Raw genomic sequence first — 20242 nt, forward strand, 5'->3', positions numbered from 1 at the left:
TCCTTCCCCGCCTCTCCGTGCGGTCCGTTAAAGGATGTCCCGTGATTGCCCACGGTTACGGCTGCGATCCTACCAGCCGCCCCGGGCCAAACCGTCCAGCCCCCGGCCCCTGAATCAGGGCGCGCCGAAGGAAACCGCCATGAGCGGCACCATGACGATGATGGGCCACAGGATGGCCACGGCGGCCAGCACGATCAGCCACGTCTTGCGCAGCCAAAGCGCACCGGCCAGTCCGACGATGTTGAGCGCCCACGCCCACGGGTTGGCGAACATGTCGGCCATGTTCCCGACCGTCTGCACCACGATGGAGGCGACGAGCAACAAGGCTACGCAAACTACGAGCCAAACTGGTATATCTCCGGATGGTTTGAACTTAATAGCCATCATTTCACACTCGTCAGCTTTGCAATTCAGTGCCACTGGCAACTCTTAACTGACAACTCTTATGAGTGGCCCAGAACAAGATAGCCTCAGCGGCGACTTTGCCCGACCATCCCACACCTGGGGCATATCGGGCCCGATCGACTTCAGCTGCCAAAGGGTGGTCTTAGCGCTTTTGCAACCGGTCAGAAGCGCACTACTTCGTCGCCTCGAGCTTCTTCTTGGCGTCCTCGACGTCGAAATCGGCGGTCGGCCACTCGAGCTCCAGCCCGCGCAGGGTGTCGAGCAACAGGCCCTTGACCACGAGGCGCGAGTACCACTTGCGGTTGGCGGGCACGCAGTACCAGGGGTTGGTCTCCGTCGACGTGCGGCGCAGCGCTTCGTCGTACGCCGCCTGGTAGTCGTCCCACAGGGCGCGGTCGGCAATGTCGCCGACGTCGAACTTCCAATGCTTGTCGTCGCGGTCCAAGCGCTCCATCAGGCGCTCGTACTGCTCGTCGGGGTCGATGTGCAGCATGACCTTGATCAAGTGGACGCCCTGCGCCGCGAGCTCGTTTTCGAACTCGACGATCCGGTCGTAGCGCCCCTCGATCTCGTCGAGCGGGGTGAGTTCCTTGACCTTTTCCACCAGCACGGCTTCGTAGTGCGACCGGTCCCACACGCCGATGCGCCCGGGTTTGGGCATGCGGATGCGCGAGCGGTAGAGGAAATCGCGCTGCTTTTCCTCCTCGGTCGGCCTCCCGAACGAGAACACCTCGACCCCCTGCGGATCGACGCCCTTGAGCACGTGGCGGACGACGCCGCCCTTGCCGGAGGTGTCCATGCCCTGCAGCACGATGATGATCGTCGGCGCCGTCCCGTCCCCGCTGCGCGACGCGGCGTACATCCGCTCCTGCAGGTCGGCGATTTCCTCGTCGTGGTCGTCGAACTGGTCGGCGGCGATCTCCTTTCCCTTCCCGTTGTTCGGCAGACCCGGGGTGGAGTCGGCGTCGACATGCGAAAGCCGCCACCCCTCCCCGACCTTCAGCGCGTGCGCGTCGTCCAGGGTGAAGTGGCGGTGCTTTCGTTTTTTGCCCATGGGGCAATGCTAGTTCGGTTGCGTCTCCGCGGTGTCGTCCCCGGTGTCCGCGGGCTTGCTTGACGACGAGCCGGCCTCGACGACCTCGACCCCGGGGTCCGGCATGGTCGGGGTGCCCGGCACGATCGGAGCGGCGTCCGCGGGGGCGGAGGTCACCCGCACCGCCGCGGCCGCCATGCGGGCCTGGTCGGCGATGTCGGCCTCGGCGTCGAGCACCGCGTTGATGTACGGCGGCGCGACGTCGGTGGAGTACTCGCTGGCCAGCTCCACGCCCTCGACGACGGCCACGCGCGGCGGCACCTCGGGGTTGTGGAACAGCTCCCACGTGCCCACGCGCAGGATCGCGCGGTCGACGGCGGGCAGACGGCGCAGGGGCCACTCCGGCGCCAGGTACGACGCGATGGTGGAGTCGATTCCGACCATCTCCAGGGCCACGCCGCGGACGATCTCCTCGGCGTACTCGGCGATGGGGGCGACGCCGGACTCGTCGTCGCGGGCCAGCTCCAGACGCTCGTCGATGAGCGCGGCGGGGTCGACGCCCCGCTGCTCGGCCTCGAACAGCAGATCCACGGCGCGGCGGCGGGCACGGTACCGCGCGCCGCGGCGCTTGTAGTTGACTTCCTTGCCGGAATCCTTGGCGGGGGTCTTTCCGGAATTGTTGTCGGTCATCGATCCCGCGATCAGTTGTTCACGCGCGACAGGTAGGAACCGTCGCGGGTGTCGATCTTCAGCACGTCGCCGGTCTCGATGAACAGCGGGACCTGGACCTCGGCGCCGGTCTCCAGGGTGGCGGGCTTGGTGCCGCCGGTGGAACGGTCGCCCTGCAGGCCCGGGTCGGTCTGGGCGACGGTGAGGTCGACGGACACCGGCAGCTCGGCGAACAGCGGCTCGCCCTCGTGGAAGGAGACCTGCACGGTGGTGTTCTCCAGCAGGAAGCGGGCCGGGTCGCCCAACAGGTGCGGGGCGAGGTTGATCTGGTCGTAGGTCTTCTCGTCCATGAGGACGTAGTCCTCGCCGTCGCGGTACAGGAAGGTCATGTCGCGGCGGTCGACGGTGGCGGTGTCGACCTTGACGCCGGCGTTGAAGGTCTTGTCGGTGACCTTGCCGGTCACGACGTCCTTGAGCTTCGTGCGCACGAACGCGGGGCCCTTGCCCGGCTTGACGTGCTGGAACTCGACGATCTGCTGCAGCTTGTTGTCGATCTTCAGCACGAGGCCGTTCTTGAAGTCGGAGGTGTTTGCCACGAATAGCTCCTGTTGGGTAGACGACGGGTCTGACCGATATACGATACCCCCGCCGCCGCCGGGACGCTAAAGGGGCGCGCCGGTCGACTCGGTCACACGGTCTTGGGCAGCGGGGTGATGATCTCCGGTTCACCGTCGGTGACGATGACCGTGTCCTCGATGCGCACGCCGCCGTACCCTGGCACGTAGATGCCGGGTTCGATGGTGAGCGTCATGCCGGCGGCCAGGGTTTCCTTCGACCGGGTCGACGCGAACGGGGCTTCGTGGACGTCGAGGCCGATGCCGTGGCCGGTGGAGTGCACGAAGTACTCGCCGTGCCCGGCTGCGGCGATGACCTCGCGGCAGGCCCGGTCGACGTCGGCCAGCGGGGTGCCCGGGCGCGCGGCGGCCACGCCGGCGAGTTGGGCGCGCAGCACGGTGGAGTAGATCTCCATGGCGAAGTCCTCCGCTGCCTCCGGGCCGCCCACGACGAGGGTGCGCGTCATGTCCGAGTGGTAGCCGTTCTTGGCCGCCCCGAAGTCGATGGTGAGCAGGTCGCCGTCGCACAGCTCCCGGTCCTCGGCTCCGGCGTGCGGCTTCGCGGAGTTCGGTCCCGACGCGACGATGGTCTCGAACGCGATGCCGTCCGCCCCGCCGACGCGCATGCGGTGCTCCAGGTCGGCGGCGATGGCGCGCTCCGTGGTGCCGGCGGCGATGATGCCGGATTCCACCAGCCCCTCGAAGGCCCGCACGGCGATGTCGGCGACGTCGCGCAGCGCCTCCAGCTCCGCGTCGTCCTTGACGGCGCGGAGCTTTTCGACGAGGTCGACGGTCTCCGTCAACTCCGCTCCCGCGGCCGGATCGAGTGCCGCGGCAATGCGGTGCATCGACGCGACGGACACGTGCGCCGCCTCGAAGCCGAGCCGGGTGACGCCCGCGGCACCGGCCCGACCGGCCAACTCGACGGCGCAATTGCGCGACAGGTGCAGCTCCAGATCCGGCGCCTCGATGCCGATCTGCGTGGTGTACCGGCCGTCGGTCGACACCATCGCCGAGCCGTCGGCGTGGACCAGGACCGCACCGTTGGAGCCGGTGAAACCCGTCAACCAGCGCACGTGCGGCGGATGGTCGACGACGATGGCGTCGCAGCCGACGTGCTCGAGCTGCTCGGCCAGGCGGGCCCGGCGGTCGGCGTAATCGATGGTGGCGGTCATCGGACGGCTCCTGATGGTTGGTTGCTGCCAGGTACGTGATGGCGGCTACGGGGTGGCGGTTGCCGCGATTCGTCGTAAAGCCAAACCGTACCCGTCCGTGCCGCAGCCCACGATGATTCCGGCGGCCAGGGGCGACAGCAGCGACGTGTGCCGGAATTCTTCGCGCGCGTGGACGTTGGAGATGTGGACCTCGTGGAAGCCCGCGCCGTCGGCGACCTCGGCGAGCGCGTCGCGCAGCACCACCGACGTGTGGGTCAAGCCGCCCGGGTTTATGATCACCGGCCAGCCGTTGTCCGCGGCCTCGTGCACCCAGTCGATGAGCTCGCCTTCGTGATTGGACTGGCGACAATCGACGGAGACTCCGAGCTCGGCGGCCAGGGACTCCAGGCCGGCGACGACGTCGGCGAGAGTCGTCGACCCGTACACCTCAGGCTGACGCTTGCCCAGGCGGTTGAGGTTCGGGCCGTTGAGCACCAGGACGGTCGGGGCGGACGTCATCGCGCCGACTCCTCGTCCGCGGGCTTGCCGGCCGCAACCAACGCCGCGTACGCCTCGCGCAGCTGCTCCTCCGACGGCCCCTCCAAACGCGTGGTCTGTCCCGGCGCCGTGAGCACCACGAACCGGATCGTGCCGCGGCGGTTCTTCTTGTCGCGGGTCATGCCGGCGAACAACTCGTCGAAACGGTCGCCCTCGTACGTGGTCGGCAGGCCGATGGACTCCAGGATCGTGCGGTGACGCTCGACCAGCTCGGCGTCGATGAAGCCGGCGATGCGGGCGAGCTCGGCGACGTAGACCATGCCCACGGCGACGGCGTGGCCGTGGCGCCAGCGGTAGTCCTCGTAGCGCTCGATGGCGTGGCCGAAGGTGTGGCCGTAGTTGAGCGTCTCGCGCAGGCCGGACTCCTTCAGGTCCTCCCCCACGACATGTGCTTTAACGCGGATCGCCCGCTCGATGAGCTCCGGCAGTGCGCCGTCGACGTCCAGGCACGCCGCCGGGTCGGCCTCGTACAGGTCGAGGATCGCGGTGTCCGAGATGAAGCCGGCCTTGATGATCTCCGCCGAGCCGGCCACCAGCTCCGCCTTCGGCAGGGTGCGCAGGAAATCGAGGTCGACGAACACGCCCGACGGTTCGTGGAACGCGCCGACGAGGTTCTTGCCCGCCGCGGTGTTGATGCCGGTCTTGCCGCCCACGGCCGCATCGACCATGGCCAGCAGCGTCGTGGGCACCTGGTAGACCTTGATGCCGCGCATCCACGCCGCCGCGACGTACCCGCCGAGGTCCGTGGCCGCACCGCCGCCGACGGCGACGATGGCGTCGGCCCGGCCGAGTCCCCGCTCGCCGAGCACGTCCCAGCATCGGCCCGCGGATTCCAACGTCTTGCCGGCTTCGGCGTCGGCGATCTCCAACGCGAAAGCGGAGACCCCCTTGGCGGCCAGAGCCTCGACGATGCGGTTTGCGGCCGGGGCGACGCTGCCCTGGTGGATGACGCAGACGTTGGCGGCCTGGCCCGCGGCGTCGGCGATCTGCGCCGTGAGGCCGGAGCCGACCAGAACTTCGTAGGGGGCGGGTCCGTTGACGGGGATGATGGTCACGGTTCGCGGGGTCCTTTCGGGGAAAGCGTCAGTCTCGTTCGTCGCCGTCGGCGGCATCCAGGTAGCCGAGGATCTCGGCGACCACGCGCTGCGGCGAACTGGAATCGGAGCGCGCCTTGAAGCTGGCGACCTCCTCGTACAGCGGGCGCCGGAACTCGTACAGGACGCGGTAGTGCTCCGCCGGATCGTCGGCGTCGAGCACCGGGCGGCCGGTTTCGCCGGAGGTGCGGCGCACGCCCTCCTCCACGCTGACCTCGAGGTAGATGACGTCGTGGTCGGCCAGGCGGTCGCGCGTGGCCTCCGACAACACCGCACCGCCGCCGAGCGAGACGATCCCCGGGCGCTGCAGCGCCTCGGCGACGACCTCCTCCTCGATCTCGCGGAAGCGCGGCTCGCCGAGCTTGGTGAATACGTTGCCGCAGGTGTCGCCCTCCCGTTCCTCGATGAGGTGGTCGGTGTCGGTCAGCGGCTCGTGCAGGGCCCGGGACAGGCGGCGGCCGATCGTCGATTTTCCGGCGCCGGGCGGGCCGACGAGGACTAAGCGGGGAGTTGCCATCGTTGCCGAAACCTACTCCCAGTCCAGACGGTCCGCGACCTGGGCGAGGTAACCGTCGACGTTGCGGCGCAGCTCGACCAGCGAGTCGCCGCCGAACTTCTCGGTGACCGCGCGCGCCAGGGTCAGGGCGACCATGGATTCGGCGACGACGCCGCCGGCGGGCACCGCGCACACGTCGGAGCGCTGGTGGATCGCCGTGGCGGCCTTGCCGGAGGCCATGTCCACGGTCTTCAGGGCGCGCGGGACGGTGGAGATCGGCTTCAGGGCGGCGCGCACCACCAGCGGCTGGCCGTTGGTCATGCCGCCCTCCAGGCCGCCGGCGCGGTTGGTCAGGCGGTCCACGCCGGCGCCGCCGTCGACGCGGACCATCTCGTCGTGGGCCTGCGTGCCACGGCGGCGCGCCTCCTCGAAGCCGTCGCCGATTTCGACGCCCTTGACGGACTGAATGCCCATCAGCGCCGACGCCAGCTGCGCGTCCAGGCGCGCGTCACCGGACACGTGCGAGCCGAGCCCGATGGGCAGGCCGTGGACGACGACCTCGACGATGCCGCCGAGGGTGTCGCCCTGCTTCTTCGCGGCCTCGATCTCGGCGACCATCGACTCCTCGGCCTCCTTCGAGAAGGCGCGCACGGGAGAGGCGTCGATGGCGTCGCGGTCGGCGATCGTCGGCAGCTCGCCCTCGTACGGCTCGGAGGCGCCGATGGAGATGACGTGGCTGACGACCTCGACGCCCAGCGCCTCGCGCAGGATCGACCGGGCGACGGTGCCGGCGGCGACGCGGGCGGCGGTTTCACGCGCCGAGGACCGCTCGAGGATGTTGCGGGCGTCGGTGTGGTCGTACTTGAGCATGCCGTTGAAGTCGGCGTGGCCCGGTCGCGGGCGGGTCAGGGTGGCGCCGCGGGCGGTGTCGAGCTCGGCGGGGTCGACCGGGTCGGCGCTCATGACGGTGGTCCACTTGGGCCATTCGGTGTTGCCGATCATGATGGCCACCGGCGAGCCGAGCGTGCGGCCGTGGCGGACGCCGCCGAGCAGGGTGACCTCGTCGGCCTCGAACTTCATGCGGGCGCCGCGGCCGTAGCCGAGGCGTCGCCGCGCGAGCTGCCGGGAGATCTCCTCCCGGGTGACGGGGATGTCGGCGGGGGCGCCCTCGACCATGGCGACGAGCGCCTGCCCGTGCGATTCTCCTGCGGTGGTCCATCGAAGCATGCGCACATCATCTCATGTCCGTAACGGACGTCACGTCATTGGTCCCCCGAGCGCGGCCCCCGCGCAGGCGATCAGCATCGACGGGCCGTGTGGCAGGGCTGTTCTCCGGGTGGCGACGCCCGCCGCCGCGGTGAGCGTACCGGCGGCGACCATGGCCAGCAGCGTCCCCGGCATCCCGGCCAGCCAGCCGGTGAGGCCGCCCAGCGTGAGCGCCAGTTTCACGTCGCCGCCGCCCATCACCCCCGGCTTGACGACGCCCACCGCCGCGTACCCGCCCGACCAGATCAGGGCGCCCGCGGCGAATGAGGCGAATGAGTCGTCGTAAAGCGAGGCAAGCGCCGCCACGGGCACCGCCGGAAGCGTCAGCCGATCCGGCAGCCGACGCGACGACAGGTCATGCCACGACAACCACGCGGCCCAGACCACGTACGCGCACGCGCACGCCAGCCACGCGACGTTCCCCCACCCCATGCACCCCATGCGGGGAAGTTAACCGGAAAACGCGGCCTCGCGCATGGCGGCCTCCGGAGCCGGACGGCCGGTGAACTGCTCGAACTGGCCCAACGCCTGATGCAGCAGCATGGTCAGGCCGCCCAGGGCGACGTGACCGGCGCGGTCCGCGGCCTCCACCAGCGGCGTCGGCCACGGATCGTAGATGACGTCGAGAATGCGCGGCGCACGCGCCAGCGGTCCGGCGTAGCTTTCCAACGCCTCGGATGGAACGGTGGAGACCAGCACATCGGCCGCGCCGGCGACGTCGGCGAGGTTCGGCGCCGTGAACGGCACCCACGTGAAGCCGACGCCGAGTTGGGCGGCCAACGGCTCGAGCGCGTAAACCCGCTCCGAGCGGGCCACCGCCGACACGTGCGTGACCCCGGCCTGCGCCAGAGCCCACAACGCCGGGCGGGCCGTACCGCCCGCGCCGACGAGCACCGCGCGGCCGTCCGGCAAACCCGTCGCCCCCAACTCGCGCAGGGCGCCCGTGACGCCGTCGCAGTCGGTGTTGTCCGCCCGCCACCCGTCGGCGGTGCGCACCAACGTGTTGGCCGAACCGATGGCGCGGGCGCGGTCGGTGGCCACGTCGGCGAACTCCAGCGCCGCGAACTTGCCCGGCATCGTCACAGAAAAACCGGCGTAGGACTCGTCGGCCTCCCCCACGATGCGCGGCAGGTCCTCCGCCGTGCACCGGAACCGGCCGTATTCCCAGTCGTCCAGCCCCAGCGCCGCATACCCGGCGTTGTGGATCAGCGGCGACCGGGAATGCTCCACCGGATCACCCAGGACGGCGGCGCGATGGGCGATCATCGGTTCGAGTCCAGGACGCCGTTGTCGATGGACTCCCGGATCGCCGCCTGGTGCTCCTCGAACGTCGTCGTGAACACCGTACGGCCGTCCTTGTCCACCGTGACGAAGTACAGCCACGGGCCATCGGCCGGGTTCTCCATCGCAGTGATCGCCTCGATGGACGGCGACGCGATCGGCGTCTCCGGCAGACCGTCCTTGGCGTAGGTGTTCCACGCCGTCTCGCGGGCGCGGTCCTCGTCGGTGGTGGCGACCTCCTGGTCCGGCAGGTCGTAGTTGACCGTCGAGTCGAACTGCATGCGCATCGGCTCGTCCAGGCGGTTGAGGATCACCCGGGCGACCTTGTCGAAGTCGCCGTCCGGCGCCTCCATCTGGATCAGCGACGCGGCGGTGATGAGCTCGTACGGCGACAGGCCCACCCGCGCCGCCGACTCCTCCAGGCCGGTCTGCTCGTAACGGGCCGCCGACTCCTTCACCAGCGTCGACAGCACCTCGCCGGCGGAGGCCTGCGGGTTGAACTGGTGCACGCCCGGCGTGATCAGGCCCTCGATGCGGCGCGGGTCGTCACCACGGGCGCCGACCTCCGCCGTGGCCCACTCGGGAACGCTCAGCTTCGCCAGGTCCATCGTGCCGGCCGCCTGCTTCAGCTCGTCGACCGTGATGCACTCGTCGTCGCCCATGCACGACGCCTCCGAAATGAGGGTGAAGATGCCCTTGCGCACGTCATCCGAGGCGACGATGTGGGTGTCGGCCAGGCGCGTGCCGGTGGGGATGTCCACCGTGCCGGCCTGGTTGGTCGGATCGAGCAACGCGTCGACCGCGGCGGCCGCCGACATCTTCTTCTCCAGGCGGTAGAACCCGGGCTGCAGCTCACCCGAACGGTCGTGGTTGTTCGCCGCGGAAATGAACGCGCCCTCGGTGGCGACGACGCCCATCTCGGTCAGCTCCGACGACAAATCGGACAGCGACGACCCCTGCGCGACCTCGACGACCACGGTTTCGCCGTTGCCCTCGCCGGTGAAGTCCCCCGCTACCCCACCGCGCATCCACAGGAAGCCGACGCCGGCGAGGATGATCACGCTCAACAACACCGAGACGACGTTGATGGCCACCGCCGTCTGCCGACGGCGAACTCGGGGGCGCCGACCCCGCGCGGGCTTCGGTGCCTTCGTGTTCCGGGTGGCCGACTTCGGGCCAGTGCTCATCTCGGTCTCCTCGGGGGACGGGGATCCGACCGCAGGCGGTGGTCGGCGCAATCTTGTTGATTCTCCCCCATATCGGCGACGATTGTCACATTTCAGTCACGAGTGTCGCGCAAAAAATCACGCCGCTGATCCAGCCACGACTGCAGAATCTCCACCGCTGCCGCCTGATCGATGACGCCGCGACCGGCCTTGACGTCGCGTCCGGCCTGGTGAAGCCGGGCTTGCGCCATCACGGTGGTCATGCGCTCATCCGCCAAACGGATGCAGACCCCCTCCCCCAAACGGCGGCGCAGCCGGAACGCGACATCCCCCGCTTTGCGGGCGGACGTGCCGGGCGTGCCGTCAAGCATGAGGGGCAGACCGATGACGATCTCCACCACGTCGAGTTCTTCGGCCAGTTCCACCAGGCGGTCGATGTCCGCCCCGTCGGGGCCCCGGCGACCGGTGTCCCGTGCGATGGTTTCCACGGGGGTGGCCAAAAGACCGTCCGGATCGGACATCGCCACGCCGACGCGCACGTCCCCGACGTCGATGCCGAGCCGCCGTCCGCGGCCCGGGTCATCGGCCCCCGGACGGTCGATCTCGAGCTTCGCCACGATCTAGCCCAGCGAGTCCGCGATGGCGGCCAGACCGGACTCGATGCCGGAGGGCTCGGAACCGGAGCCCTGCGCCAGCTGCGGCTTGCCGCCGCCCCGGCCGCCGATTCGCTCGCCGAGCAGCTTCACCAGATCACCGGCCTTGTGACCGTCCTGGACGGCCGAATCGGTGACGGCGACGGCGAACGGCGCCTTGCCGTCGCACTCCGCGGCCAGGGCGATGATCGCCGCACGGTCGTTGAGACGGCCGCGCAGATCGTTGGCCAGCACGCGAATGTCCTTGGCCTGCGTTCCGGCCGGCAGCTGCAGGCCGAGGTACGTCACGTCGCCGATGACCCGCGCCTTGTCCAGATGCGACTGCGCGTCGGCAAGCAAACGCGCCGCCTGCAGATCCGCGACCTGCTTCTCCGCCGCCTTCAGACGATCGACCAGCGAGGCGATGCGATCCGGCAACTCCGCCGACGGAACCTTGAACTCCGCGGCCAGGCGCTCCGCCAGCATCCGCTCGGTGGACAGGTACCGGAAGGAATCCATGCCCGAGTAGGCCTCGATGCGGCGCGCGCCCGAACCGACCGACGACTCGCCCAGCACCGCCACCGGACCGATCTGCGAGGTGTGTTCGGTGTGCGTGCCACCGCACAGCTCGATGGAGAACGGGCCGCCGATCTCGACGACGCGGACCTCGTTGCCGTAATTCTCGCCGAACAGCGCCATCGCGCCCATCTTCTTGGCCTCGTCGAGCGTGGTCTCGATGGTGTTGACCGCGAAGTCGGAGTCGACGGCCTCGTTGGTGATCGTGGAGATCTCCGCCAGCTGCTCCGGCGTCAGCTGCTCGGTGTAGTTGAAGTCGAAGCGCAGGTAGCCCGGGCGGTTGAGCGAACCGGCCTGCACGGCCGTGGGACCCAGCACCTCGCGCAGGGCCGCGTGGATGAGGTGCGTCGCCGTGTGCGCCTGGCGGGCACCGTGGCGCCACGCCTCGTCGACCTCGGCGCGGATGGTCTGGCCCAGCTCCACGCCACCGGCGGTGACCTTCGACTTGTGCACCCACAGCTTCTTGCCGATCTTCTGCACGTCCTCGACTTCGAGGATCGTGCCTTCGGCGACCAGGCGACCGCGGTCGGCGGTCTGGCCGCCGGCCTCCGCGTAGAGCGGCGACACGTCCAGGATGACCTCGACGTCGTCACCCTCGTGGGCCTGCGTGACGGACTGGCCGTCGATGACCAGGCCGAGGATCGTCGCGTCGGCGGTCAGCTCGGTGAAGCCGACGAACTCGGTGGGGTTGTTGTCCACCCAGTCGCGGTAGACCGACACGTCGGCGTGGCCGTGCTTCTTGGCCAGGTTGTCGGCCTTGGCGCGGGCGCGCTGCTCGCTCATGGCGGCTTCGAACCCGTCGACGTCGACCTCCAGGCCGGCTTCGGCGGCCATCTCCAGCGTCAGGTCGATGGGGAAACCGTAGGTGTCGTGGAGGGTGAACGCCTCCTGGCCGGAGAACGTCGTCGTCCCCTCCTGCTTGAGGGCGGCGGCGGCCTCGTCGAAGCGGTGGGTGCCGGACTCGAGGGTCTTCAGGAACGCGCGCTCCTCGGCGACGGCGGTGCGGATGATGCGCTCGCGGGCCTCGGCGATCTCCGGGTACGACGGCGTCATGGTGTCCATGATGACGTTCATGAACCGCTCCATCGTCTCGCCGGTCGCGCCGAGCAGGCGGGCGGAACGGATGATGCGGCGCAGCAGGCGGCGCAGGATGTAGCCGCGGCCCTCGTTGGAGGGGGTGACGCCGTCGAGGATGAGCATCATGCCGGTGCGGGAGTGGTCGGCGATGACGCGGAAGCGGATGGCGTCCTGGCCGCCGCCCTCGTACTTCGCGCCGGTGATCTCCTCGGCGGCGTCGATGACGGGGCGCAGCAAGTCGGTTTCGTAGACGTTGTCGACGCCCTGCAGCAGGCAGGCGACGCGCTCGACGCCCATGCCCGTGTCGATGTTCTTCTTCGGCAGGTCGCCGAGGATTTCGAAGGAGTCCTTGCCGGTGCCCTGGCCGCGCTCCTTCTCCATGAAGACCAGGTTCCAGATCTCCAGGTAACGGGTGTCGTCGGCGGCGGGTCCGCCCTCGGCGCCGTGCTCGGGGCCGCGGTCGTAGTAGATCTCGGAGCAGGGGCCGCACGGGCCGGGCACGCCCATGGACCAGTAGTTGTCGGCCATGCCGAGGCGCTGGATCCGTTCGGCGGGCACGCCGATCTTCTTCTCCCAGATTTCCGCGGCCTCGTCGTCGTCGAGGTAGACGGTGACCCACAGGCGCTCGGGGTCGAGGCCGTAGCCGCCGTCGGCGACCGGGTTGGTCAGCAGCGCCCATGCATGGCTGATGGCGCCTTCCTTGAAGTACTGGCCGAAGGAGAAGTTGCCGGCCATCTGGAAGAAGGTGTTGTGGCGGGTGGTGATGCCCACTTCCTCGATGTCGAGGGTGCGCACGCACTTCTGGATCGACGTCGCGGTGCCGTTGGGGAACGGCGGGTTCTGTTCGCCGAGGAAGTAGGGCTTGAAGGGCACCATGCCGGCGTTGACGAAGAGGAGGTCCGGGTCCTCGAGGATGAGCGAGGCGCTGGGGACCTCGGCGTGCCCCGCGTTCACGAAGTGGTCGATGAAGCGCTTCCGGATCTCATGGGTCTGCACGGCAGTCGGGTTCCTCTGTGACGACGATGGTGGGTGCCGCCGGGTGGCGGCGATAGCCGTGCCAGCATACCCCCTCGCCCGGAGTTACTCCGTCTTCCCCCGGGTCGTGCCCCGGTTGTTGCCCCGCACGATGCCGCGCAGCGTGGCGAGGTGGTCGCCCATCGCACGTTCCCGGCCGTGCGTGCCGGGCCGGTAGTATTCGGCGTCGACGAGCGGGTCCGGCGGGTATTGCTGCTTGACGACGCCTTTCGGGTCGTCGTGCGGGTATTGGTAGTCCACGGCGTTGCCCAATGCCCGGGCGCCGCTGTAGTGGCCGTCGCGCAGGTGCGGGGGAACGGCGCCGTATTTTCCGGCGCGGACGTCCTTGAGGGCGGCATCGATGGCGGAGATGACCGAGTTCGACTTCGGTGCGGTGGCCAGATGGATGACGGCCTGGGCCAGCGGCAGGCGGCCTTCGGGCAGGCCGATGAGCTGGACGGCCTCGGCGGCGGCGACGGCGACTTGGAGGGAGGTCGGGTCGGCCATGCCGATGTCTTCGCTGGCCAGGATGATGATGCGCCGGGCGATGAACCGGGGGTCCTCCCCGCCTTCGATCATGCGGGCCAGGTAGTGCAGCGCGGCGTCGACATCGGAGCCGCGGACGGACTTGATGAAGGCGCTGGTGACGTCGTAGTGCTGGTCGCCGTCGCGGTCGTAGCGCACCACCGCCCGGTTGACGGAGGCCTGCACGGTTTCCTCGTCGAGTTCACCGCCGTCGGGCACGGCCTCGGCGGCGGCCTCGAGGTAGGTCAGGGAGCGGCGGGCGTCGCCGCCGGCGAGCGCCACCAGCTGGTGCAGGGCGTCGTCGGTGATGGTGATGCGCCCGCCCAGGCCCCGTTCGTCGACGGCGGCGCGGCGGATGACTTCGGCGACGTCGTCGTCGGTCAGGGGCTCCAACTGCAGCAGCAGCGACCGGCTGAGCAGCGGCGAGACGACGGAGAAGCTCGGGTTTTCGGTCGTCGCGGCGACGAGCAGCACCGTGCGGTTCTCCACCGCCCCCAGCAGAGCGTCCTGCTGGGTCTTGGAGAATCGGTGCACCTCGTCGATGAACAGCACCGTCTGCACGCCCTCGCGGACGAGATGATTGCGGGCCCGTTCGATGACGGCGCGGACTTCCTTCACGCCGGCGTTGAGCGCCGACAGCGCCTCGAAACGCCGGCCCGTCGACGCGGAGATGAGGCTCGCCAGGGTCGTTTTGCCGGTGCCGGGCGGCCCGAAGAGGATGACCGACGTGTCTCCCCCGCCCTCGACCAGCCGGCGCAGCGGCGCCCCTTCGCCGAGCAGGTGCTTCTGCCCCACCACCTCATCGAGGGCGCGCGGACGCATCCGCACCGCCAGCGGCGCATGCGCCCCGGGATGGAAGTAATCGTCGGCATTGACTCCATCGGCTGAACCGGCTGCACCGGCTGAACCGCCTGCCCCCGGGTCGTCGAAAAGCCCCGGCTCGCCCGCCATGCCGGCCTCCCTTTCCGTTTACTCCGCGACGAACTCGATGATCGCGCGCGCGAAGTCGCCGACCTCGCCGGCCCGCGGGTCCTCGCAGCCGGCCGAGAACGATTCCAGGGCGCGGGCCGTGGCCAGCAGATCGCGGCGTTCCAACGCTCCGCCGCCCAACTCCTCGCCCCGTCCCGCCAACGGCTCGTCGCGTTCGCCCTCCGGAGTTTCCGCACCGGCGGTCAGCGCCGCCTGCGGCGAACCGAAGTGGAGGATGGTGACGGTGATGAGCGTCCAGCCGAGCAGCGCCGTCATCAGGCGCGTGCGCAGGTGCTGTTCGCCGACCACCTCCGGCCACGGCAGGCGGACCTCTTCGACCCAGGAGCGGATGAAGACGTCGGTTTCCTCCGGCGTCGGCGGTTCGGTGAACACGTGCAGCGGGAACCCGGCGATGACGCTGGCGACGTCGAAGGTGGCGTCGCGGAAGCCCGCCCACTCGTAGTCGAGGAAGGACACGCGACTGGCCATGAGGATGTTGTCGGGCGCCAGGTCGAACGGCGTGAACGCGCGGTGGTGGCCCGAGGAGATCCGACGGGCGGCGTCTCCGGCCAGGCGACGTACCCCGTCGGTGACGGGCAGACCCGCGTTTTCGAGGCGCTCCATGCCGACCCCGATGGCCCGGACGATACCGCGGTCGCGCTCGCCGGACACGTCCTCGTCGCCCCGGTGCCGCGACCACATGCGCGACATCAGGGTGTTGAAGCCGTCCTCGCGCTCCGCCGTGCCCGCGTGCATCCGCCCCAGCGCGGCACCCAACGACCGCAGCGCCCGCGGACGCGTGTCGGCGTCGCCGGTTTCGAGGACTTCGGCCAACGTCGGCGCGTCACCGGCGTCGGACAGCACGATGATCCGCTCCGCCACGTCATGCGCCAGCAACTCGGGGCCGGGGCGGACGTCCTCGGGCAGCGACGTGGCGAACTGGTACGCCACGATCTCCCGCAGCAGCGCCGGGTCGGCGCCGGCGGCCGAGGATTCCGGCATGCGCTTGACGACGAGCGACCGCACCGGCAAAAACGGGTTCGGAGACACGCGGAGCCGCACGACCATCGCCCGGCTCGAACCGCCGAGGTCTTCCGGGTCGGTCAGCTCCGGCCGTCCGCCGAAACGGGACGCCAGCAGCTCACCGGCCGTCGCGATGATGTCCGCGACGTCGTGCTCGTTGCTCTGATTGTCGTGGGCTTCCATGATCTCCTCGGGCTCGCGCCCGCCGTCGTCGTATGTGCTCCGGCGTTCCCCGGCCCGCGTGTGGCCGGGTTCCGCCGAGGGCCTACTGCTTGGTGTCCTGCGGCTGCTTCTTGCCCTGCTGGTTCTGGCCCTGCTCCTGCTTCTTGTCCGCCTTCGGCTTGAAGTCGATGCCGGACTCCTTGCGCTGCTGGGCGGTCACCGGCGCCGGGGCGTCGGTCAGCGGGTCGACGCCGCCGCCGGACTTCGGGAAGGCGATGGTCTCGCGGATCGACTCCACGCCCGCCAGCAGCGAGACGATGCGGTCCCAGCCGAACGCGATGCCGCCGTGCGGCGGGGCGCCGAAGGCGAAGGCGTCGAGCAGGAAGCCGAACTTCTCGTGGGCCTCCTCGTCGGAGATGCCCATGACCTCGAACACGCGCTTCTGCACGTCCTGGCGGTGGATGCGGATGGAGCCGCCGCCGATCTCGTTGCCGTTGCACACGATGTCGTACGCGTAGGCCAGCGCCTCGCCCGGCTCCTTGTCGAAGGTGTCCAGGTGCTCCGGCTTCGGCGACGTGAACGCGTGGTGCACGGCGGTCCAGGCGGAGTGGCCCAGGGCGACGTCACCGGAGGCGGCGGCGTCGGCGGCGGGCTCGAACATCGGGGCGTCGACGACCCAGGTGAAGGCCCAGTCGCCTTCCTTGATCAGGCCCAGCTTCTCGGCGATGGCGCCGCGGGCCGCGCCCAACAGCGCACGCGCCGACTTGGTGTCGCCGGCGGCGAAGAAGATGCAGTCGCCCGGCTTCGCGCCGACGTGGGCGGCGATGCCCTCGCGCTCGGCGTCGGTGATGTTCTTGGCCACCGGGCCGGCCAGCTCCCCGTCCTCGCCGACGAGGATGTACGCCAGGCCCTTGGCGCCGCGCTGCTTGGCCCACTCCTGCCACGCGTCGAGCTGACGACGCGGCTGGGAGGCCCCGCCGTCCATCACGACGGCACCGACGTACTCGTTCTTGAACACGCGGAAGGTCGTGTCCTTGAAGAACTCGGTGCAGTCGGTCAGCTGGATGTCGAAGCGCAGGTCCGGCTTGTCGGAGCCGTACTTCTCCATCGCCTCGCGGTAGGTCATCCGCGGGATCGGGGTGGTGATCTCGTAGCCGCCCTCGCGCCACACGGCGGTGAGGATCTCCTCGGCCAGGGCGATGACGTCGTCCTGCTCGACGAAGCTCATCTCGACGTCGAGCTGGGTGAACTCCGGCTGACGGTCGGCGCGGAAGTCCTCGTCGCGGTAGCAGCGGGCGATCTGGTAGTAGCGCTCCATGCCGCCGACCATCAGCAGCTGCTTGAACAGCTGGGGCGACTGCGGCAGGGCGTAGAACGAACCCGGCTTCAGGCGGGCCGGAACCAGGAAGTCGCGGGCGCCCTCCGGGGTGGAGCGCGTCAGCGTCGGAGTTTCGATCTCGGTGAAGTCGTGCGAGTCCAGCACCTTGCGGGCCGCGCGGTTCATCGCGGCACGCAGGCGCATGATCTTCGCCGGACCCTCGCGACGCAGGTCCAGGTAGCGGTACTTCAGTCGGGTTTCCTCGCCGACCTCGTTGGCGCTCGACGCGTCGTCGAGCTGGAACGGCAGGGCCGCCGACTCGTTGAGGATCTCCAGCTCGGTGACGTTGAGCTCGACGTCACCCGACGCCAGGTTCGGGTTCTCCGACCCCTCCGGCCGCTTCTCGACGACGCCCGTCACCCGCACGCAGTACTCGCTGCGCAGGTGATGGGCGCGTTCGGCGACCTCGCTTTCGCGGAAAACGACCTGGGCCAGGCCCGAACGGTCGCGCAGGTCGATGAAGATGACGCCACCGTGGTCGCGGCGGCGGGCCACCCAACCCGTGAGGGTGACGGTCTGTCCGGCCTGGTCGGCGCGGAGCTCGCCGGCGAGATGCGTACGCAGCACTATTGGGGTCCTTCCAAAGCTTTGCCTGTAAGAGTTAACCGAGATCGTGCGCCCGTCCGGGCGCGCGTCGATGGCAGTCTACCCGCCGCACCGGATGAGTCCGGGGGCCGGGCCGTCGTAAAGCCCGAAGAACCCCGAAGAGTCCCGAACAGGTGCCGCACCTTCGTCGCTCGCGTCGGCGTCGCGGCTGGCATACTCGGTTCATGACGTTCCGTTCCGATTTCCAGAAGAGCGGCGACCGAGCTCGCCGCGGCGGTGGCGGTGGCCGCGGCGGCATCGCCATCGGCGGCGGCCTCGGCGGCCTGCTCCTCGTCGGCCTTTTCCTCATCCTCGGCGGCGACCCCTCGCAGCTGCAGCAGCCCTCTCAGCCGAGCGGCGGCCAATCGCAGAACGCGCAGGGCGGATTCGAGCACTGCCAGACCGGCGCGGACGCCAACGAACACCTGGACTGCCGCATCGAGTTCACCGGCATCTCCGTCGACCGCGTGTGGGCCGAACAGCTGCCCGCCCAGGCCGGCATCGAGTACCAGGCGCCCGGCATCGAGATCTTCTCCGGCTCCACCCGGTCCGGCTGCGGCTACGCGTCGGCGTCGACCGGCCCGTTCTACTGCCCCGCCGACGAATACTCCTACTACGACGTCTCCTTCTTCGACCAGCTCGAACGCATGGGCGGCGGCGGTGGGCCGCTGGCCCAGCAGTACGTCGTGGCGCACGAGTTCGCCCACCACATCCAGAAGCTCGAGGGCACCCTCGGCCGCTCCAACTACAACGAGCCCGGCCCGGATTCCGACGCCGTGAAGATCGAGCTGCAGGCCGACTGCTACGCCGGCATCTGGGCGCACTACGCCGACAAGGGCCCCGACGCGATCCTCGAGCCGCTCACCGAGCAGCAAGTCGCCGACGCCCTGAAGACCGCCCGCGCCATCGGCGACGACACCATCCAGGGCCACCAGGGCGGCGAGATCCGCCCCGACTTGTGGACCCACGGTTCCTCCGAGCAGCGCGCCGACGCTTTCATGACCGGCTACCAGACCGGCAAGATGGCCCGCTGCGACACCCTCGAGCGGGGCGTGTACAGGTAGTCGCCGGCCATATGGCGCTGCGAGTCCGGATCAGTACCCCGCCTGTATGAGCGCGATGAGGCCCCAGACCGCGCCGATCGCGAGCGCGACGATGAGCACCACGAGCACGACCAGCAGGATCGCCGCGCCGATCAGATAGCGTTTCGACGACTTCGCCGTCCCGGCGGGGTCGTCGATTACTTTGAGCATCAGCCGCTCGTTGCGGATGTTGGCCCGGAAAAAGAAATCGAACGCGTCGCCTGCAACGGGAATGGCACCGATGACCATGTCGAGCAGCAGGTTCAACGCCATTCGCAGCAGGACGACGAACGGCACCCGATAGCGGATGCCGTCGATGACCAGCCCCGTGGCCGCGACGGCTCCGGCGGCGTCGCCAAGCCCCGGGACGAGTCCCACGAGCGGATCCAGCCCCACGCGGCGATTGGTTCCGGGGATCGTGAACAGGTCGTCCATGACGTGCGCGATCAACCGCGACGTTCGATTGAGCGACCGAGGCTGCTCCGCCCCGCCGCGTCGGTTCCGATCCGGTTCATTCGCGTTCATGCCCACCAGCGTAGGTCAGCGTAGGTTCATGCCCTCCCGCCTGAGTCCCATGCCCGCCCCACCTGAGCGTCGGTAGCCTGGGCGCCATGACCGATGCATCTCCGGGTGGCAATGCCACGGCGTTTCTCGCCGCGTTCAACGATATCGAGGCTCATCTACGCCGTGATCTGCGGGCAAAGCCGTCGGACGGGTTCAAGTGGATGGTCAACCTCAGCCACCGGAAGCATCGACTTTCCGACGCACAGCGTTCCGCCCTCATGGCTTTTTCCGACCTTCGCAACGCGATCAGCCACGGCGAATACCGGGATGGCCGCCCCATCGCGGATCCGCTGCCGGAGACGGTGGCGGATGCGGAACGTCTGGCGCGCAACCTCATCGATCCCCCGCTGGTTCTCGACGTGTTGCCCCAGCGCCGGCCCGTGACAGTCACGCCGGAGGACTCGGTGGAGAAGGTGTTCGAGGTTTTGGCCGAGTCGACGTACTCGCAGTTTCCCGTGTACGACGGCGGCGTCGACCGCGGCACGTGCACGTCGTTGCTGACGACGGACGCGATCGCCATCTGGGTCGCCCACGATTACGGCGACGATGGCCGACTGGAGGCCAAGACCGTCGCCGACGTCCTCTGTTGGGCCGGTTCGCGGGACATGCCGTACTTCATGCCCCGCAACTCCACCGTCCAGGACGCCGTGACCGCCTTGACCATCCCCGGCGACGACGGCCTCGTTCCGCGTGCGCTCATCATCACCGAGCACGGCAAACCCGACCAGAAGCCGTTGCGCGTCGTGGGCGGCGCCGACCTGCCGATCCTGTGGGCCGAAGTGCAGATCGGGTCGTATTAGGCGGGACGCATTATCCGAGTCGTGTTGGCCGGCAGATCGATCACCCCGGCCCCCCCCACGCCTCCATTTTCACCCCATCCCCCTCTGCCCTTCACCCCCTCTGCCCTTCACCCCCCGCG

General features: G+C 69.3%; 19 protein-coding genes and 1 pseudogene. 2 read left to right on the forward strand and 18 right to left on the reverse strand.

Annotation, left to right across the window (positions count from 1 at the left end; translation table 11 throughout):
* Positions 1-114: 114 nt before the first annotated feature.
* The 17 genes and pseudogenes from HMPREF3121_RS07960 to aspS form a co-directional block, all read right to left on the reverse strand.
* Positions 115-324, reverse strand: a complete 210-nt coding sequence (locus HMPREF3121_RS07960) for a hypothetical protein (protein WP_070521955.1) — start codon at positions 322-324, stop codon at positions 115-117.
* Positions 325-577: 253 nt separating this feature from the next.
* Positions 578-1459 (reverse strand): PPK2 family polyphosphate kinase, encoded by an 882-nt coding sequence (locus tag HMPREF3121_RS07965; protein WP_070521958.1) that lies wholly within the window; start codon positions 1457-1459, stop codon positions 578-580.
* Between the two features lie 108 nt (positions 1460-1567).
* A pseudogene (nusB, locus tag HMPREF3121_RS07970) lies at positions 1568-2128 on the reverse strand (transcription antitermination factor NusB); the annotation flags it as partial.
* An 11-nt stretch (positions 2129-2139) separates the two neighbouring features.
* A complete protein-coding gene (gene efp / locus HMPREF3121_RS07975; RefSeq protein WP_035123986.1) occupies positions 2140-2703 on the reverse strand; it encodes an elongation factor P in 564 nt (187 codons plus the stop codon).
* Between the two features lie 92 nt (positions 2704-2795).
* The gene (locus HMPREF3121_RS07980) at positions 2796-3896 is read right to left on the reverse strand and encodes a M24 family metallopeptidase (protein WP_070521961.1); all 1101 of its coding nucleotides are present in this window, start codon (positions 3894-3896) and stop codon (positions 2796-2798) included.
* Positions 3897-3941: 45 nt separating this feature from the next.
* A complete protein-coding gene (gene aroQ / locus HMPREF3121_RS07985; protein WP_070521963.1) occupies positions 3942-4394 on the reverse strand; it encodes a type II 3-dehydroquinate dehydratase in 453 nt (150 codons plus the stop codon).
* Positions 4391-5488: a 3-dehydroquinate synthase gene (gene aroB / locus HMPREF3121_RS07990; protein WP_070521968.1), complete on the reverse strand. Its 1098-nt coding sequence runs from the start codon at positions 5486-5488 to the stop codon at positions 4391-4393. Before aroB ends, aroQ begins: the two co-directional genes overlap by 4 nt.
* A 28-nt stretch (positions 5489-5516) precedes the next feature.
* Complete coding sequence (locus HMPREF3121_RS07995) at positions 5517-6044, reverse strand: shikimate kinase (protein ID WP_070521971.1); 528 nt, start codon at positions 6042-6044, stop codon at positions 5517-5519.
* 12 nt (positions 6045-6056) lie between these two features.
* Complete coding sequence (aroC, locus tag HMPREF3121_RS08000; RefSeq protein ID WP_070521974.1) at positions 6057-7250, reverse strand: chorismate synthase; 1194 nt, start codon at positions 7248-7250, stop codon at positions 6057-6059.
* Positions 7251-7280: 30 nt separating this feature from the next.
* Complete coding sequence (locus tag HMPREF3121_RS08005) at positions 7281-7730, reverse strand: prepilin peptidase (RefSeq protein WP_239251274.1); 450 nt, start codon at positions 7728-7730, stop codon at positions 7281-7283.
* Positions 7731-7739: 9 nt separating this feature from the next.
* A complete protein-coding gene (locus tag HMPREF3121_RS08010) occupies positions 7740-8555 on the reverse strand; it encodes a shikimate dehydrogenase (protein WP_070521977.1) in 816 nt (271 codons plus the stop codon).
* The gene (mltG, locus tag HMPREF3121_RS08015) at positions 8552-9757 is read right to left on the reverse strand and encodes an endolytic transglycosylase MltG (protein WP_083291492.1); all 1206 of its coding nucleotides are present in this window, start codon (positions 9755-9757) and stop codon (positions 8552-8554) included. Before mltG ends, HMPREF3121_RS08010 begins: the two co-directional genes overlap by 4 nt.
* A 92-nt stretch (positions 9758-9849) precedes the next feature.
* Entirely contained in the window at positions 9850-10353 is a 504-nt protein-coding gene (ruvX, locus tag HMPREF3121_RS08020; protein ID WP_070521980.1) for a Holliday junction resolvase RuvX, read from the reverse strand.
* 3 nt (positions 10354-10356) lie between these two features.
* Positions 10357-13017, reverse strand: coding sequence for an alanine--tRNA ligase (gene alaS / locus HMPREF3121_RS08025; RefSeq protein ID WP_070521981.1), 2661 nt, complete (start codon positions 13015-13017; stop codon positions 10357-10359).
* An 84-nt stretch (positions 13018-13101) separates the two neighbouring features.
* Entirely contained in the window at positions 13102-14511 is a 1410-nt protein-coding gene (locus HMPREF3121_RS08030) for a replication-associated recombination protein A (RefSeq protein ID WP_070521985.1), read from the reverse strand.
* Between the two features lie 18 nt (positions 14512-14529).
* On the reverse strand, positions 14530-15735 hold the full coding sequence (locus HMPREF3121_RS08035; RefSeq protein ID WP_070521988.1) for a phosphotransferase family protein: 1206 nt from the start codon (positions 15733-15735) through the stop codon (positions 14530-14532).
* A gap of 82 nt (positions 15736-15817) precedes the next feature.
* Positions 15818-17659 (reverse strand): aspartate--tRNA ligase, encoded by a 1842-nt coding sequence (aspS, locus tag HMPREF3121_RS08040; RefSeq protein ID WP_070521992.1) that lies wholly within the window; start codon positions 17657-17659, stop codon positions 15818-15820.
* 203 nt (positions 17660-17862) lie between these two features.
* Here aspS and HMPREF3121_RS08045 point away from each other — a divergent pair, with 203 nt between their 5' ends.
* The gene (locus tag HMPREF3121_RS08045) at positions 17863-18741 is read left to right on the forward strand and encodes a KPN_02809 family neutral zinc metallopeptidase (RefSeq protein ID WP_070521995.1); all 879 of its coding nucleotides are present in this window, start codon (positions 17863-17865) and stop codon (positions 18739-18741) included.
* 30 nt (positions 18742-18771) lie between these two features.
* Here HMPREF3121_RS08045 and HMPREF3121_RS08050 read toward each other — a convergent pair whose 3' ends face one another.
* Positions 18772-19284 (reverse strand): DUF4112 domain-containing protein, encoded by a 513-nt coding sequence (locus tag HMPREF3121_RS08050; protein WP_083291493.1) that lies wholly within the window; start codon positions 19282-19284, stop codon positions 18772-18774.
* A gap of 86 nt (positions 19285-19370) precedes the next feature.
* Here HMPREF3121_RS08050 and HMPREF3121_RS08055 point away from each other — a divergent pair, with 86 nt between their 5' ends.
* Positions 19371-20123, forward strand: coding sequence for a CBS domain-containing protein (locus HMPREF3121_RS08055; protein WP_070521998.1), 753 nt, complete (start codon positions 19371-19373; stop codon positions 20121-20123).
* Positions 20124-20242: the final 119 nt, after the last annotated feature.

It is taken from the genome of Corynebacterium sp. HMSC11E11, from assembly GCF_001807025.1.
In the GTDB taxonomy this organism is placed as follows: Bacteria; Actinomycetota; Actinomycetes; order Mycobacteriales; family Mycobacteriaceae; genus Corynebacterium; species Corynebacterium freneyi.